The 16,030-nt window shown below is 73.2% G+C and carries 14 protein-coding genes; 9 read left to right on the forward strand and 5 right to left on the reverse strand.

Translation table 11 applies throughout. The annotated features are described in order from the left end of the window. Positions 1-298 precede the first annotated feature (298 nt). The 3 genes from ACQPY0_RS09325 to ACQPY0_RS09335 form a co-directional block, all read right to left on the reverse strand. The gene (locus tag ACQPY0_RS09325; RefSeq protein WP_432986913.1) at positions 299-4,798 is read right to left on the reverse strand and encodes an ATP-dependent helicase; all 4,500 of its coding nucleotides are present in this window, start codon (positions 4,796-4,798) and stop codon (positions 299-301) included. Between the two features lie 183 nt (positions 4,799-4,981). Beyond that, complete coding sequence (gene leuE / locus ACQPY0_RS09330) at positions 4,982-5,623, reverse strand: leucine efflux protein LeuE (RefSeq protein ID WP_432986916.1); 642 nt, start codon at positions 5,621-5,623, stop codon at positions 4,982-4,984. Beyond that, complete coding sequence (locus ACQPY0_RS09335; RefSeq protein WP_432995115.1) at positions 5,599-6,813, reverse strand: bifunctional pyridoxamine 5'-phosphate oxidase family protein/GNAT family N-acetyltransferase; 1,215 nt, start codon at positions 6,811-6,813, stop codon at positions 5,599-5,601. Before ACQPY0_RS09335 ends, leuE begins: the two co-directional genes overlap by 25 nt. Before the next feature lie 211 nt (positions 6,814-7,024). Here ACQPY0_RS09335 and ACQPY0_RS09340 point away from each other — a divergent pair, with 211 nt between their 5' ends. The 4 genes from ACQPY0_RS09340 (at position 7,025) to ACQPY0_RS09355 (ending at position 10,993) form a co-directional block, all read left to right on the forward strand. Continuing rightward, positions 7,025-7,831, forward strand: a complete 807-nt coding sequence (locus ACQPY0_RS09340; protein WP_432986917.1) for a hypothetical protein — start codon at positions 7,025-7,027, stop codon at positions 7,829-7,831. A 362-nt stretch (positions 7,832-8,193) separates the two neighbouring features. Further along, positions 8,194-9,021: a hypothetical protein gene (locus ACQPY0_RS09345; RefSeq protein ID WP_432986920.1), complete on the forward strand. Its 828-nt coding sequence runs from the start codon at positions 8,194-8,196 to the stop codon at positions 9,019-9,021. A 54-nt stretch (positions 9,022-9,075) separates the two neighbouring features. Continuing rightward, complete coding sequence (locus ACQPY0_RS09350) at positions 9,076-9,816, forward strand: hypothetical protein (protein ID WP_432986922.1); 741 nt, start codon at positions 9,076-9,078, stop codon at positions 9,814-9,816. A 34-nt stretch (positions 9,817-9,850) separates the two neighbouring features. Continuing rightward, positions 9,851-10,993 carry an acyl-CoA dehydrogenase family protein gene (locus ACQPY0_RS09355; RefSeq protein WP_432986924.1) on the forward strand — a complete coding sequence of 381 codons (1,143 nt, stop codon included), beginning with the start codon at positions 9,851-9,853 and terminating at the stop codon, positions 10,991-10,993. Here the strand turns inward: ACQPY0_RS09355 and dhaL are convergent. Continuing rightward, positions 10,968-11,585: a dihydroxyacetone kinase subunit DhaL gene (gene dhaL, locus ACQPY0_RS09360; protein WP_432995117.1), complete on the reverse strand. Its 618-nt coding sequence runs from the start codon at positions 11,583-11,585 to the stop codon at positions 10,968-10,970. The two genes, ACQPY0_RS09355 and dhaL, sit on opposite strands and share 26 nt — an antisense overlap. Before the next feature lie 2 nt (positions 11,586-11,587). Then, on the reverse strand, positions 11,588-12,583 hold the full coding sequence (gene dhaK, locus ACQPY0_RS09365; protein WP_432986926.1) for a dihydroxyacetone kinase subunit DhaK: 996 nt from the start codon (positions 12,581-12,583) through the stop codon (positions 11,588-11,590). 18 nt (positions 12,584-12,601) lie between these two features. Between dhaK and dhaM the strand changes: the two genes are divergently transcribed. The 5 genes from dhaM (at position 12,602) to recA (ending at position 15,875) form a co-directional block, all read left to right on the forward strand. Next, positions 12,602-13,009, forward strand: coding sequence for a dihydroxyacetone kinase phosphoryl donor subunit DhaM (gene dhaM / locus ACQPY0_RS09370; RefSeq protein WP_432986929.1), 408 nt, complete (start codon positions 12,602-12,604; stop codon positions 13,007-13,009). Beyond that, positions 12,993-13,247, forward strand: a complete 255-nt coding sequence (locus ACQPY0_RS09375; RefSeq protein WP_432986931.1) for an HPr family phosphocarrier protein — start codon at positions 12,993-12,995, stop codon at positions 13,245-13,247. The genes dhaM and ACQPY0_RS09375 overlap by 17 nt, the downstream gene beginning before the upstream one ends. After that, positions 13,237-14,457: an MFS transporter gene (locus tag ACQPY0_RS09380; RefSeq protein WP_432986934.1), complete on the forward strand. Its 1,221-nt coding sequence runs from the start codon at positions 13,237-13,239 to the stop codon at positions 14,455-14,457. The genes ACQPY0_RS09375 and ACQPY0_RS09380 overlap by 11 nt, the downstream gene beginning before the upstream one ends. Before the next feature lie 9 nt (positions 14,458-14,466). Beyond that, positions 14,467-14,667: a DUF3046 domain-containing protein gene (locus ACQPY0_RS09385; protein ID WP_432986936.1), complete on the forward strand. Its 201-nt coding sequence runs from the start codon at positions 14,467-14,469 to the stop codon at positions 14,665-14,667. 158 nt (positions 14,668-14,825) lie between these two features. Then, complete coding sequence (gene recA / locus ACQPY0_RS09390) at positions 14,826-15,875, forward strand: recombinase RecA (RefSeq protein WP_432986939.1); 1,050 nt, start codon at positions 14,826-14,828, stop codon at positions 15,873-15,875. Positions 15,876-16,030 lie beyond the last annotated feature (155 nt).

The following is a 16,030-nucleotide window of genomic DNA, read 5'->3' on the forward strand; positions in this document are numbered from 1 at the left end:
CTTGGCCGCGCCGCTTGGCCGCGCCGCTTGGCCGCGCCGCTTGGCCGCGCCGCTTGGCCGCGCCGCTTGGCCGCGCCGCTTGGCCGCGCCGCTTGGCCGCGCCGCTTGGCCGCGCCGCTTGGCCGCGCCGCTTGGCCGCGCCGCTTGGCCGCGCCGCTTGGCCGCGCCGCTTGGCCGCGCCGCTTGGCCGCGCCGCTTGGTTGGCGGGCCCCGTGCTCGCGGCGACGTTGTGGCGCGGCCGGCGGGCGGTGTGGGTACGGCCCGGCGGTGGGGGGCGGTGGACAGGTTCGGGGATGGGTCAGCCGCGGAGGCGGAGGCCTCTCGGGGTGCTGCGGAACCCCGCGCCCGCCAGGGCGTCGCGGAGCGGGGAGTGCAGGATCGATTCGCCGTCGGCGCGCTCGACCGACAGGGCGCCCAGGGCGCCGGCGTAGACGGCGTCGGCCAGGGCCTTGGCGGCCAGCGCGAGCAGGTCGGGGTCGTCGGCGTAGGACAGCAGGGTGCGGCCGCCGCGTTCGACGTAGAGGATCAGGTCGCCGCCGACCGTTACGACCAGGGAGCCGGCCTTGCGGCCGGCGCGATGGCCGGCGCGTTCGCCGTCACCGGTGTCGATGACGCGGTCCGGCCAGGGCAGGGCGGCTCCGTAGGGGTTGGCGGGGTCGGTCGCGGCGAGGACGAGGGCATCGCGGTGCTCGGTGCCGCCGCGCAGGCGGTCGACGGCGCCCGGCAGGGCGAACTGGGCGGCGCCGAGGCCCTCGACGAAGTAGCCGCGGCGGGCGGCGCCGCGCTCCTCCATGGCGGCGAGGACCGGATAGACGCCGGCGAAGGCGCCCGGCAGGTCCTCGGCCATGACGGCGCCGCGGGTGACGACGCCGTGGCGGTCGAGGAGGAGCTCGGCGTTGGCGGTGGCGCGGCGGGTCGGGTCGAGGTCGCGCTCGGGCAGGCGATACCACCGGCCGGCGGCGGTCGGCGGACCGCTGCGGGCCACGGCCAGCGAGGCACGGCCGAGTGACAGGCTCCCCGCCCTGCGGTATCGCGACTTCGGTGCCGACGGCCGCGACCGGTGCGCCCCGCCCCCGCCGAGCTTCGTGCGCAGCGGCGCGATGGTGTCGTTGGAGATCCGGCCCGCCCACACCAGGTCCCACAGGGCGGCGACGAGATCCTCCTCAGAGGCGTGGATGTTCTCGGCGAGGCCGCGGAAGAACAGCGCCTGCCCGCCGGCGAGAGCGTCGAGGACGGCCTCGTGCAGCGGCCCGGCCACGTCGGCCGGCGGGGGCAGCAGCAGCGGCGCGGCATCGGCGAAGGCCAGGCAGACCCACCCGTCGTGCTCGCCGATCGCCCCGGTCCCGGCCCACACCAGATCCCCGGAGGCGGTGAGCTCGTCGAGGTAGGCCTGGCTGTAGTTGGCGACCCGGGCCGGCAGGATCAGCCGCTCCAGGGCCGAGGCGGGCATCGCGACGCCCTGAAGCTGCTCGATCGCCGATGCGACGGCCTCGACCCCGCGGGCCCGGGAGCCGCCGATGTGGTGCCACTGCGGCAGGAAGCGGGCCAGCGCGCGGGGTGGCACCGGCTCGATCTCGCGGCGCAGTGCGGCCAGCGAGCGGCGCCGCAGCAGCCGCAGGATCTCCGCGTCGCACCACTCGGTGCCGGCGCCGTCGGGCGAGAACTCGCCGGAGACCACGGACGGCAGCCGGCGCAGCGCCTGCTCGACGACGAACACCCCGAGCCCGAACCGCGCCGCGCAGGCCGTCGCTGTGAACGGCCCGTGGGTGCGCGCGTAACGGCTGACCAGGTCGCCGAGCGGGTCGGCCACCGGCTCCAGGTAGGCCGTGGGCAACCCGACCGGAGGCGCCACCCCGAGGGCGTCGCGGTAGCGCCCGGCGTCCTCGACCGATATCCAGCGGGCCTCGCCGGCGATGCGGACCTCGACCGCGCGGCGCTGCGCGGCCAGCTCCCGGGCCCAGGCCGGGTCGGCGCCGCGGGCGGCGAGCCCTTCGTCGGAAAGGTCGCCGAGCACGCGCAGCATCTCGGCGACGTCCTCGGCGTCGCGCGGGGTGCGCCGCTCGCCGAGCCACTGCAGGCCCTGCTCGGTCTCGGCGACGACCGCGGGGTCGAGCAGCTCGCGCAGCTCCACCCGGCCGAGCAGCTCGGCCAGCAGCGTCGGGTCGAGCGCGAGGGCGGCGGCGCGGCGCTCGGCCAGGGGCGCGTCGCCCTCGTAGAGGAACGCCCCGACGTATCCGAACAGCAGCGACCGCGCGAACGGCGACGGACGCTCGGTCTCCACCTCCACCAGGCGCAGCTTGCGCCCGGCGACGTCACGCATGACGCCCACGAGCCCGGCCACGTCGAACACGTCCTGCAGGCACTCCCGCGCGGCCTCCAGCGTGATCGGGAAGTCGGCGTAGTCCCGGGCCACGTCGAGCAGCTGCGCGGAGCGCTGCCGCTGCTGCCACAGCGGCTGCCGGCGGCGCGGGTCGCGGCGCGGCAGCAGCAGCGCCCGGGCCGCGCACTCGCGGAACCGGGCGGCGAACATCGCCGAGGTGCCTACCGTCTCCTCGACGATCCCGGCGATCTCGTCCGGGTCGAATGCGACCAGGTCGGCCCCGGGCGGCTCGTCGGCGATGTCGGGCAGCCGGACCACAATGCCGTCGTCGCTGGGCATGACCTGGGCATCCACGCCGTATCGCTCGAAGAGTCGCCGCCCGATCGCCAGCGCCCACGGCGCGTTGACCCGCGCGCCCAGCACGCAGTGCACGGTCATCCGCCAGTCGCCGAGCTCGTCGCGGAACCGCTCCACCAGCACCGTGCGGTCGTCGGGCAGATGGCGGGTCGCCTCGCGTTGCTCACGCAGATACGCCAGCAGGTTGTCGGCCGCCCAGTCGTCCAGGCCGCCGGTGCGCAGGTGTGCCCGGGCCGCCTCGTCGCCGGACTTGACGAACCCGCGCAGCCGCGCGCCGATCGCGCGCCCGAGCTCGACCGGGCGGCCGGGCGAGTCGCCCTTCCAGAACGGCATCTTCGCCGCCGCCCCGGGTGCGGGCGTGACCAGCACCCGGTCGGGCGTGATCTCCTCGATCCGCCACGACGTCGAGCCGAGCAGGAACACGTCGCCGACCCGCGACTCGTAGACCATCTCCTCGTCGAGCTCGCCGACCCGGGCGGCCTTCTCGGCGCCGGCCAGGAACACCCCGAACATGCCCCGGTCGGGGATGGTGCCGCCGCTGGTGACGGCGAGGCGCTGGGCGCCGGGCCGGGCGGTGAGCACGCCCTCGGTGCGGTCCCAGACGACGCGGGGGCGCAGCTCGGCGAAGGCGGTGGAGGGGTAGCGCCCGGCGAGCATGTCCAGCACCGCGAACAGCGCCGAGTCGGGCAGGTCGGCGTAGACCGCGGCCCGGCGGACCAGCTTGGCGAGATCTTCGACCGTCCACGCCTCCATCGACACCATCGCCACGATCTGCTGGGCCAGCACGTCGAGCGGGTTGCGCGGGTAGCGCAGCTCCTCGATGCCGCCCTCGACCATCCGCTCGGCGACGACGGCGCAGGAGACCAGGTCGCCGCGGTGCTTGGGGAAGACCACCCCGCGCGAGACCGCCCCGACCTGGTGCCCGGCCCGGCCGACCCGCTGCAGCCCGGCCGCGACGCTCGGCGGCGCCTCGATCTGCACCACCAGGTCGACCGAGCCCATGTCGATGCCCAGCTCCAGGCTGGACGTGGCGACCACGGCCGGCAGCTGCCCCGACTTGAGCGCCTCCTCGATCTGCTTGCGCTCCTCGCGCGACACGCTGCCGTGGTGCGCGCGGGCGACCACCGGCGGCGCCCCGCCGGCCATGCCGGCCTGGGCCATCATCTCGGCCGGCGTGCGGGCCGGGGCGGGCTGCGGCACCCCGGAGCGAGCCCCGGCCAGCTCGTTGATCCGCGCGCAGAGCCGCTCGGCGCCGCGCCGCGAGTTGGTGAACACGATGGTGGACCGGTGCGCCCCGATCAGGTCGAGCACCCGCTCCTCGACCGCCGGCCAGATCGAGGCCTGCCGGGGCGCGCCGTCGTCGTCCTCGCCGGGTGTGGACTCGCCCAGCGCCGTCATGTCCTCGACCGGGACCTGCACCTCGACCTCGATCGTCTTGGCGCTGGGCGGCTGGACGACCTCCACCGGGGCGGCGCCGCCGAGGAACCGGGCGGTCTCGTCGATGGGCCGCACCGTCGCCGACAGCCCGATCCGCTGCGCGGGGCGCTCCAGCAGCGCGTCGAGCCGCTCCAGTGACAGGGCCAGGTGCGCGCCGCGCTTCGTCGCGCACACGGCGTGGACCTCGTCGACGATGACCGTCTCGACCCCGCGCAGCGACTCCCGCGCCTGCGAGGTGAGCAGCAGATAGAGCGACTCGGGGGTGGTGATGAGGATGTCCGGCGGGGTGCGGGCGAACGCGCGGCGCTCGTCGGCCGGGGTGTCGCCGGTGCGCATGCCCACCCGGATGTCGGGCGGGTCCTGGCCGAGGCGGGCGGCGGCCTGCCGGATGCCGGCCAGCGGCGCCCGCAGGTTGCGTTCGACGTCGACGGCGAGGGCCTTGAGCGGGCTGACGTAGAGGACCCGGCACCGCCGGGCCGGGTCGGCGGGCGGGTGCGCGGCCAGCTGGTCGAGTGACCACAGGAACGCGGCCAGCGTCTTGCCGGAGCCGGTCGGCGCCACGACCAGCGCGTGCCGATCGGCGCTGATCGCCTGCCAGGCGCCCGCCTGTGCCCTGGTCGGCGCCGCGAACGCCGCGCGGAACCACTCGCGGGTGGCCGCTCCGAAACCGTCCAGCTCTGCCATGCCCCCAATCCTGCACCGGGGGTACGACAATTCCTGGGGGCGGCGGCGATTTGCCCGAATTGGGACGATTGGCTACTGTGTTGCACACCCGCGGCGGAACCCGAGCGGGCCACCTCCCACGACTTGCCTGGCCGGGCAGCGAAGGGGTCCCCTGCCCAGCGGGCGGGGGACCCCGATTTGCGGTCAGGACAGGCTCGAGGTCGCCAGCTTCACGCTGAAGGCGACGAACGCGCCGCCGACCAGCGCGGACAGCCCGGCGGCGAGCCTGCGCCGGGCGCGGAACTGGCCGGCCAGGAACGTGCCGCCGAAGATCAGCGCCGTGAGGTACAGCGCGCTGAGCACCTCCACGATCGTGCCGAGCACCAGGAAGCTGACGGCCGGGTAGGGGTAGCCCGGGTCCACGAACTGGATGAAGAACGAGACGAAGAACAGGATCGCCTTCGGATTGAGCAGGCTGATCGTCAGCGCGCGGCGGAACGGCCGGTCCGCGGGCGGCGCCGGGGCGGTCGCGGGCGCCTCCGCCGTGCGACGGCGGCGCAGCGTGCCGATGACCAGCCGGATGCCGATGAAGGCCAGGTAGGCGGCGCCGAGGTACTTCACGATCCCGAACAGCCACGGCTGCGCGTGCAGCAGTGACGCCACGCCGCCCGCGGACAGGGTCATGAGCACCGCGTCGCCGAGCCACACGCCGGCGGCGCCCCGGTAGCCGTCGCGCACGCCGCGCCGCGCGGCGACGGACAGCACGTACAGCGAGTTCGGCCCCGGCAGCAGCACGATGGCGGCGGTGCCGAGGACGTACGTCACAGGGTTGGTGACACCGAGCACGTTACGCCTCCCGCGTCCAGCGCCGCGGCCAGCCGGTCCCGGGCGACAGGCCACTCGTCGGCGAGCATGGAGTACAGCACGGTATCGCGCCGGCTGCCGTCCGGGCGCCGGCGGTGGCTGCGCATGATCCCCTCGCGCTGCGCGCCGAGCCGCGCGATCGCGTTCTGTGACCGCTCGTTGCGCACGTCGGTGTGCCACTCCACGCGCAGTGCGCCGAGCGTGTCGAAGGCGTGACGCAGCATGAGCAGCTTCGACTCGGTGTTGACGCCGGTACGCCACCAGGGCCGGCCGAGCATCGTGTAACCGATCGCGATCGTCTGCTGTGTGGCGTTGGGCGTGTAGAACGAGGTGCTGCCGATCATCCGGCCGGTCGCGACCTCACGCTGCACGAAGGGCACTCGGTCGGCGTCGGCGAGCGCTGTGGCCACGATCGCCGCCATGTCCGCCACCGACGCCGGCCGCGGGCTGGTCAGATGCGTCCAGACCTCGGCATCGTCCAGCACCGCGAACAGTTCGGGCGCGTGGGCGTGGTCGAGGGGCTCGAGCGCGACGTGGTCGCCACGCAGCGTGATCGGGTGGTGCCAGGCATCGCGCTCCGGACGAAGATAATCCGGCATCGGTACCCCCAGTGCCTCCGCCGGCACCGGCAGTGACCGGGTGAGCTCAAGTGGTACGACACCCGCCCAATGGGGCAGTCCGGCGTCTTCGGGATCGTCCTTCGGGCCGCCGGTCCTGACCTTTGCCGAGACCTCGACCAGGGGCAGCGCCAGCACCGCGGTCTGCGCGGACTCCCGCCGGCTCGGCGGCCGGCTGTCGGCGTTGCGCCCCGGCGCGACCTTGTCGACGAGCGCGGCGAACGCGTTCGCCCGCTCGGCCTCGTCGGTCACGAGCCGGGCGGTGCCGTGCACGATCACCGAGCGGTAGTTGGCGCTGTGGTGGAACTGTGAGCGCGCGAGCACGAGCCCGTCGATGATCGTCACCGCGACGCACACCGGCAGGCCGCCGTCGCGGGCCGCGAGCAGCGGGCGGCTGCCGGTGGATCCGTGCAGGTACAGCGTGTCGCCGACCCGCGCGTGCAGCGTCGGCAGCACCCGCGGCTCGCCGCTCGCGACGAAGCTCAGGTGGCACACGTACGCCTCGTCGAGCACCGCGTGCGCGAGCGCGACGTCGTAGGAGGCCCGTTCGGGCATGCGCCGCGGCGTGCTGCGCGCCGTCTGCTGATACGTGTCCACTGGGCTCCTTTGTACTAGTACAAAATCTATACTGTGGCAGTACAATATCGCCCGGGCCTGAGCAGCCTCAACCCAAAAATGTCGGACCCTCCCGCTACTGTCCCCACCGACCGGGCGCCGCACGCGAAAACGGGGGCGTGTGGCGCCCGCATCCAGGGAGGAAACCAGCGTGAAGATCGCAAAGGGTGTTCTCGCCGCGTTCGTGGCCGTGACCTCGCTCGCCCTCGTCGCCGCCTGCAGCGGCAAGGACAAGCCCGGCGCCGGCGCGTCCGCGGGCGCCCCGGCCGGGGCGGCGAGCCCCGCCCCGGCCAAGAGCCTCGGCGCCACCGAGCGGCTCTCCGCCGCCGCGTCCAAGACCGGCGGCGGCACCTACACCTACAAGACGATCTCGAATGACATCACCATCGACGGCGCCGCCGACCCGGCCGGCCCGACCAGCGTCGGCAAGCTCGTGGTTGCCGTGGAGTCCACGAAGGTGACGTTCGAAACCCTGTTCACCTCCGGCAACTACCTGGTGAGGATCACCGGCCTGCCGCTGCCCGGCCTGGACGGCAAGAAGTGGCTCAAGGTCGACCCGTCCAAGGTCAAGAACAGCGACATGATCAGCGCCGCCGACGTCAAGGACCCGACCGGCCTGTCGGTCCTGCCCACGCTCGTGACCCAGGCGACCACGACGGACGGCAGGTCGTTCACGGGCACCCTGGACGTCACGAAGGAATCGTTCGCCCTGGTGGACAAGGACGCCCTGAAGGGCCTGGGTGACCTGGCCAAGGCCGTGCCCTTCACGGCCACGGTCGACGACAAGGGCTACCTGACCTCGGTGAAGGTGAGCGTCCCGGCGTACTCCGGCACCAAGGCCGACAACGTCACCATCACCTACACGGGCTTCGGCGCCCCGGTCCTGGCCCCGACCCCGGCCGCCTCCGAGATGATCGACGCCCCGGAGTCGGCCTACTCCCTGCTCAACGGCGCATAGCCGGCCGCCGCCGCGGAGGGACCGGCCGCCGCCCAGCGCGGCCGGTCGGCCTCCGCGGGGCTTGCTTGATGCGACCCGCGTCCGCCGTGTTCCTTGCGGCGGTGCCGACCTGGCGCTGGTCAACGGTCTGTCGCGCCCGGTGGTGCCAATTCCCGCGGCGGATGCCGGCTCCGTTCTCCCTGCCGGTCGGCGCCTTGCCGTCTCGGCTCAAAGGTGCCGGTTCGTGGCTGGTGCGTTGTGTCCGGGCCGGTCGGGTTTTGGCCGATTGTGCACAGGCCGCGACGTCGGCACCGGTGGGGCGGTTGGACAGGTCGTCGGCTGTTGAGTCGGGGCGGGGTGCCTCGGGGGAGGAGTGGGAGCCGGTGGTCAGGGGAGTGCAGGTGCGCGCGGCCGGGTTGGTCGGGGACCGGTGGCGGCGGTCCGGGCTGCTCGGGGGTGCGGGCTTGGTGGCGGTGCTCGTCGCGCTCGTCCTGACCGGGTGCGGCGGGGGCGGCGACGGCGGGAACGCCACCTCGGCGGCGGCTTCTGCCGATCCGGCCGGGAAGGAGGCGCTTGCCGCGGCCGTCAAGGCGCTGCAGGGGTCCACCTATGCGTACACGATGAAGATCGACGAGGGGACTGTCACCGGGGTCGTCGATCCCGCCGGGAAGCGGCAGGCCCGGCTGGACTCGGTGGCCTCCGGGGTGAAGTTCTCGCTGGAGGGGATCGTGCTCGGGGGAGGGGAGCGGTACTTCCGGACCAGCATTCCGGCGACCGGGGTCAGCGCCAAGCGGTGGTACCGGTTCGATCGGACCAAGGTGGCCAAGACCGGGATCATCGGGCTTTTCGAGACCACCGATCCGACCAGCAGCCAGGACTTCGCCGGGCGGGTCGCGGACGCTCGGCTCGACAGCGGGGGCCGGATCACGGGGACGTACGACCTCACCCGGGGCGGGGACCTCGGGCTGGCCGATCAGGCGGGGTTGACCGCGCTGGGGGAGCGGGCCAGGGCGGTGCCGTTCACCGTGGTGCTGGACGCGCAGGGGCGGTTGGCGTCGGTGCGGATCACGGTTCCGGCGTACGGGAAGACGGCCGAGCGGGCGCTGGCCGTCGACTATCGGGATCAGGGCAAGATCGTGCAGATCCCGGTGCCGAAGGGCAGTGAGGTCGCGGCGGCCAATGCCGCTGTGTACAGCCTGTTGAACAACTGAAGTTTCGATTTCGCGGGAAGCTGCGCGCGGGGCGCTGGTACTACGCTGCGGCGGATGACCAGGTGGCTGGAGCGGGCTCTCGGGCTGGCGGCGGTGCTGGTGCTGGCCGCGGGGTGCACCGGGAAGGCCACCCAGGACAAGGCGGCGCCCCGGGCAAGCGCCGCGCCCTCGCCGACCGGGCTGGCGGCGGGCGTGTGGCACCTCGGGTTCAGCAGCTACCGGTTCGAGGTGGTGGCCAAGGAAGGGTCGTACACCGGGGCGATCGACCCTGTCGCGGATCTGCTGGACGCCTCCGTCAGCGTCAGCTCCGACGGGGCCTCGCTGAAGATCGACACCGTCTCGGTGCGCGGGTCGGCCTACACGCGGCTGACCGGGCTGCCGTTGCCGGGGTTCGACGGCGCCACCTGGTATCGCCTGGACTCGGCCAGGGTCACCCGGCCGGGGGCGCTCGGGCTCAGCGCGATCAAGGACCCCACCGGCGTGCAGGCGCTGGTCGCGGCCACGCATGACGTGCGGCGGGACGGGGTGCGCTACACCGGGACGGTCGACATGACGCGGGTCGTGGCCTGGGGGCCCGTGAACGTCTCGCAGGTCATGTCGCTCGGGGACGCGGCCCGGGCGATTCCGTTCGAGGCGACCGTCGACGGGCAGGACCGGCTCGTGGGGATGAAGGTGAGCATTCCCGGGAACCCGGTCGAGGCGACGTACTCGGACTTCGGGGCCGTCGTGAGCGCCGAGGAGCCCAAGAACGCGCCGCCGCTGCCGGACCATCTGTACGGGATGCTGGGGCCCTAGGCGAGACGGTGTCTCGCGCAGGAGACTGGCGCCTATGGAGCAGCACCTGTACGAGGCGGAGCACCACGCGTTCCGGGACCTGTGCCGCGAGTTCCTGGCCCGCGAGGCGGTGCCGCACAACGACGAGTGGGACAAGGCCGGGATCGTCGACCGGGAGGTCTGGCGCACGGCGGGCGCGGCCGGGCTGCTCGGCATGGACGTCGGCGAGGAGTACGGCGGGGGCGGGCAGAAGGACTTCCGCTTCAACGCCGTGCTGGTCGAGGAGATCGTCGCGGCGGGGGCCTCGGGGCTCGGGTTCGGGCTGCACAACGACGTCGTCGCGCCGTACCTGACCGAGCTGACCACCGGGGAGCAGAAGAAGCGCTGGCTGCCGGGGTTCTGCTCGGGCGACATCGTGACCGCCATCGCGATGAGCGAGCCGGGCGCGGGTAGCGACCTGGCCGGCATCCGCACGACCGCCGTGCGCGACGGGGACTCGTGGGTGCTCAACGGGCAGAAGACGTTCATCACCAACGGCGAGATGGCCGATCTGGTTGTGGTCGTGGCCAAGACCGACCCGGCCAAGGGGGCGCACGGGATCAGCCTGTTCGGCGTCGAGACCGGCACGCCCGGGTTCACCCGCGGGCGGCGGCTGGAGAAGATCGGGCTCAAGGCCAACGACACCGCCGAGCTGTTCTTCGACGACTGCCGCATTCCGGCCGACCACCTCATCGGTCAGGAGAACGCCGGCTTCTACCACCTCATGGCGAACCTGCCCCGCGAGCGGCTCGGCATCGCCGTGGCGGCCGTGGCCGCGGCGGAGACCATTCTCGCGATGACGCTGTCGTACGCGCGCGACCGCGAGGCGTTCGGGCGGCCGATCGGCAAGTTCCAGCACAACCGGTTCCTGCTCGCGGAGCTCGACACCGAGGTGACGATCGCCCGGACGTTTCTCAACCACTGCATTCTGGAGCACAACGCGGGCCGGCTCAGCGTCGCCGACGCCGCCAAGGCCAAGTGGTGGACGACCGAGCTGCAGAACAAGGTGGCGGACCGCTGCGTGCAGCTGCACGGCGGCTACGGCTTCATGATGGAGTACCCGGTCGCCAAGGCGTGGCTCAACAGCCGGGTCCAGACGATCTACGGCGGGACCACGGAGATCATGAAGGAGATCATCGGCCGGTCGCTCGGGCTGTGACCTCCGCGAGGGACTCGAGGATGAGCGCGGTCGAGGCCGCCCCGGGGTCGAGGTGGCCGACGCTGCGCTCGCCGAGGTAGGAGGCGCGGCCCTTGCGCGCCTTCAGCGGTACCGTCGAATCGGCTCCTGCTCTTGCCGCGTCAGCGGCGGCCCGGGCGGCGGCCGCCTCGCCCTGCCCGGCCGCGCCCGCGTAGGCCGCGATGGCCGGGGTGAGCGCGTCGACGAGCGTCTTGTCGCCGACTTCGGCCTTTCCCAGCTGTCGTACCCCGTCCAGCCCGGCCTGCAGCCCGTCGGCGAACGACCCGCCCTGGCGCAGCGTCTTGCCCAGGGTGCGAAAGACGGTCCCGTAGAGCGGCCCGGACGCCCCGCCCACCTTCGACAGCAGCGTGGTGCCGGTCTTGCCCAGCACGTCGCCGGCGGAGGAGGCCTCGAGCGCGTCCAGCGCGGCGGCGACGGCCTCGAAGCCGCGGCGCAGGTTGACGCCGTGGTCGCCGTCGCCGATCGCGGCGTCGAGGTCGGTCAGGCGGTCCGCCTCGGCGCGCACGGACTTGGTGACGGCGGCGATCCAGGCCCGGGCCAGCGCCTCGTCCATGATCACGACCCCCAGCGCAGTGCCGGGGTGCGCACGGGCGCGTCCCACAGGCGCAGCAACTCGTCGTCGGCGCGGCACACCGTCAGCGACAGGCCCGCCATGTCGAGGCTGGTCACGTAGTTGCCGACGAGGGAGCGGGCAATGTTCGCCCCGGCCTCGCGCAGCAGGTGGGAGATCTCGCCGAACATGAGGTACAACTCCATCTGCGGCGTGCCGCCCAGCCCGTTGACCAGGACGATCAGCGGCTCGCCGGCGACGGGCTTCGCGGTCAGCACCGCGTCCACGATGATCGCGGCGAGCTCCCGCGCGGGCCGCATCCGCTCGCGGCTGCGGCCGGGCTCGCCGTGGATGCCGACCCCGACCTCGATCTCGTCGCCGGCCAGATCGAAGCCCGGCTTTCCGGCGGCCGGCGTCGTGCACGCGGTGAGCGCGACGGCGAACGAGGCGGATCGCTCGTTGACCAGCCGCCCGGTGGCGGCGACGGTGGCGAGGTCCGCGCCCTCCTCGGCGAGGGCGCCGGCGATCTTCTCGACCAGCAGGGTGGCGCCGGTGCCGCGGCGGCCCGCCGTCCACGTCGAGTCCTCGACCGCGACGTCGTCGTCGACGAGTACCGTTTCGATCCGCAGCCCCTCCTCGTCGGCGAGCTCCGCGGCGAGCTGGAAGTTCATGACGTCGCCGGTGTAGTTCTTCACCACGTGCACGACCCCGGCGCCGCCGTCGGCGGCCTTGGTGGCGGCCAGGATCTGGTCGGGCACGGGGGAGGTGAACACCTCGCCGGGGCAGGCGGCGTCGAGCATCCCCGGCCCGACGAACCCGGCGTGCAGCGGCTCGTGCCCGGAGCCGCCGCCGGAGACGAGGCCGACCTTGCCCGGCCGCGGCGCGTCCGCGCGGGCGACATACTGCTCCTCGAGGTCCACCCGCAGCTCGGGGTGGGCGGCGGCGAGCCCGGCGAGCGCCTCCCGGACCACGTCGCCCGGGTTGTTGATGAACTTCTTCATGGACATAGCATGCCTGCCATGGGATCGCCGGGTGGGCAACGGGTGGTGGGAATCGTTCTCGTCTCGCACAGCGAGCGGCTCGCGCACGGCCTGCGTGACATGCTCGTCCAGGTCGCGGGCGAGGAGGTGCCGATCGAGGCCGCCGGCGGCACCGACGACGGGGGGCTGGGCACCAGCTACGACCGCATCCTGGTGGCGATCGACCGGGCCGACCGCGGCGCCGGGGTGCTCGTGCTGACCGATCTCGGCAGCGCCGTGCTCACCGCGCGTACGGTCCTTGCGGACCGGGTCGCCAACGACGCCGTGCTCGTGGACGCGCCGTTCGTGGAGGGCGCGGTCGCGGCGGCGGTGCTGGCCGGCACCGGGGCGGACCTGGAGGCGGTCACGCAGGCGGCGACGGAGGCCCGCGATGTCCGCAAGCTCTGAGCGCTCGGTGGTGCTGCCGCAGGACCTGCACGCCCGGCCGGCCGGGGCGCTGGTGCGGGTGGCGGCGCGGTTTCGCAGCACCGTCGAGCTGGTCTTCGGCGAGAAGACCGCGAACGCCCGCAGCGTGCTCGCCGTGATGGCGCTCGGCGCGACGGCGGGCTCCACCGTGCTCATACGTGCCGCCGGCGAGGACGCCGCCGAGGCCGCAGACGCTGTGATCTCCGCGCTTGCTCACTGACCCGGTCGTCGCCGACACCGCCGCCCTGCAGCGCCGCACGCTCGGCCTGCTCGTCAACACGCAGATCGTGGGCGGCCTCGGCGTGGCCAGCGGCGTGTCCGTCGGCGCGCTGCTCGCCTCGTCCCTGGCCGGGCCGTGGGCCGCGGGCGTCGCCGGCAGCTGCGCGGTGGTCGGCGCCGCGGTGATCGCGATCCCGGCGACCCGCCTGATGCGCACCGGCGGGCGGCGGCCGGGGCTCGTCCTCGCGTACACCCTCGGGGCCTTCGGCGCGCTGCTGGTCGTCCTGGCCGTGCGGATTTCGTCGGTACCGCTGCTGTTCCTCGGCATGCTGCTCTTCGGCGGCGCCAGCGCGGCGAACCTGCAGGCGCGATACAGTGCCGTCGACCTCGCCGCGCCCGACCGGCGCGCCCGACACCTGTCGATCGTCGTGTGGGCCACGACGGTCGGGGCGGTCGCCGGGCCCAACCTGGCGCCGGTCACCGACCGGCTGCTGGGGCGCTGGGGCGTGCCCGAGTACGCCGGGCCGTACCTGTTCAGCGCCGCCGCGTTCGGCCTGGCCGCGCTCGTGATCTTCGCGCTGCTGCGCCCTGACCCGCTGCTCACCGCCGGGGGCGCTAGCCCCGGCGAGAAGGCCGTCTGGCGGCAGGCGGCGCGCACGATCCGGGCCGACGCGGGCGCGCGGACCGGGGTCGCGGCGGTGGCGGTCGGGCACGTGGTGATGGTCGGCGTGATGTCGATGACGCCGGTGCACCTCGGGGAGTACGTCCACGACCACGGCGACCTGCTGCGCGTCGTCGGCCTCGTGATCAGCATCCACATCGCCGGGATGTACGCGCTGGCGCCCGTGGTCGGGTGGCTCGCCGACCGGTTCGGGCGGCGGGCGGTGATCCTCGGCGGGATCGCGCTGCTGGTCCTGGCCTGCGCGCTGGCGGGCACCGCCGGCGAGCACACCGGGCGGCTGTCGATCGGGCTGGCGCTGCTCGGGCTGGGGTGGAGCGCCACGATGGTGGCCGGTTCGACGCTGCTTTCCGAATCGGTACCGCTTGAGCAGCGCGCCGGCGTCCAGGGGCTCTCCGATGTGATCATGGGGGTCGCGGGCGCCTCGGCGGGCGCGTTGTCCGGGGTTGTCGTGGGCCTTTTCGGGTACGCGGTGCTGAACCTTCTCGCGGCGGTGACCGTGGTGCCGTTGATCGCGCGTGTCCTTCGTTAGGTTGGTCTGGTGCGACTGACGGATTTCTGGCAGCGGCTCGAGCAGGTCTTCGGGCCCGGTTACGCACGGTCGATCGCCCATGACCAGGTGTTGTCGCAGCTCGGCGGGCGCACGATCGAGGAGGCGCTCGCCGGCGGATTCGATACCGCGGACGTGTGGCGCGCTGTGGTCGCGGCATATCCGGAGCGTGTTCCCACCCGCTTACGCTGATGTTTTTCGGCGTGTCGGCGTGTGAATCGTACAGATGTACGGGTACTCTTCTGCCTCGTTGGGGGCGTCGCTTCGATTTTTTTGTCATACCCGGCGCCTAACGTGTCAGCGTGACCAAGCGAACGCCGACGAAGACCGCGAACCCAGGGGTGACGGACATGGCAGTGCAACCTGACCGGGAGAAGGCGCTGGGGCTCGCCCTCTCTCAGATCGACAAGCAGTTCGGCAAGGGCTCCGTGATGCGGCTCGGCGAGCGCGTCCAGCAGCCGCAGGCCATCATTCCGACCGGCTCCATCGCCCTGGACGTGGCGCTGGGCATCGGGGGCCTGCCGCGCGGCCGGGTGATCGAGGTCTTCGGCCCGGAGTCCAGCGGTAAGACGACCGTCGCCCTGCACGCGATCGCCAACGCGCAGGCCGCCGGTGGCATCGCGGCGTTCATCGACGCCGAGCACGCCCTCGACCCGGACTACGCCAAGGCCCTCGGCGTCGACACCGACGCGCTGCTGGTCTCCCAGCCCGACACCGGGGAGCAGGCCCTCGAGATCGTCGACATGCTGGTGCGCTCCGGCGCCCTCGACATCATCGTCATCGACTCCGTCGCCGCCCTCGTGCCGCGCGCCGAGATCGAGGGCGAGATGGGCGACAGCCACGTCGGCCTCCAGGCCCGCCTCATGAGCCAGGCCCTGCGCAAGATCACCGGTGCCCTCAACAACTCCGGCACCACGGCGATCTTCATCAACCAGCTCCGCGAGAAGATCGGCGTCATGTTCGGCAGCCCCGAGACCACCACGGGTGGCCGGGCGCTGAAGTTCTACGCCTCGGTCCGCCTCGACGTGCGGCGCATCGAGAGCCTCAAGGACGGCACCGACGTCGTGGGCAACCGCACGCGCGTCAAGGTGGTCAAGAACAAGGTCGCGTCGCCGTTCAAGCAGGCCGAGTTCGACATCATGTATGGCAAGGGCATCTCCCGCGAGGGCTCCCTCATCGACGTGGGCGTCGAGCAGACGATCATCCGCAAGTCCGGCGCGTGGTATACCTACGACGGCGACCAGCTCGGCCAGGGCAAGGAGAACTCGCGCAAGTTCCTGCGCGACAACCCCGACGTCGCCGCCGAGATCGAAAAGAAGATCAAGGAGAAGCTCGGCGTCGGGGTCGGCCAGTCCAGCGACGCGGCCGGCGGCCCGGAGACCGCCCCGGTCGACTTCTGACCGGCCTCGGGGCCTCGCCCTCGACCTTGCTCTGTGAGACCACCCGGTGCCGGTCCGGCGGGCCAAGCCGCCGCGGTCGGCACCGGGTCTCACGACCGTCCGATGCTCTTGCTCTCTGCGCCGTCGGCCCGCTCGCCGCTCGTTGACGGCGCGCA

The sequence above is a fragment of the Dactylosporangium sp. CA-233914 genome, assembly GCF_050942935.1.
In the GTDB taxonomy this organism is placed as follows: domain Bacteria; phylum Actinomycetota; class Actinomycetes; order Mycobacteriales; family Micromonosporaceae; genus Dactylosporangium.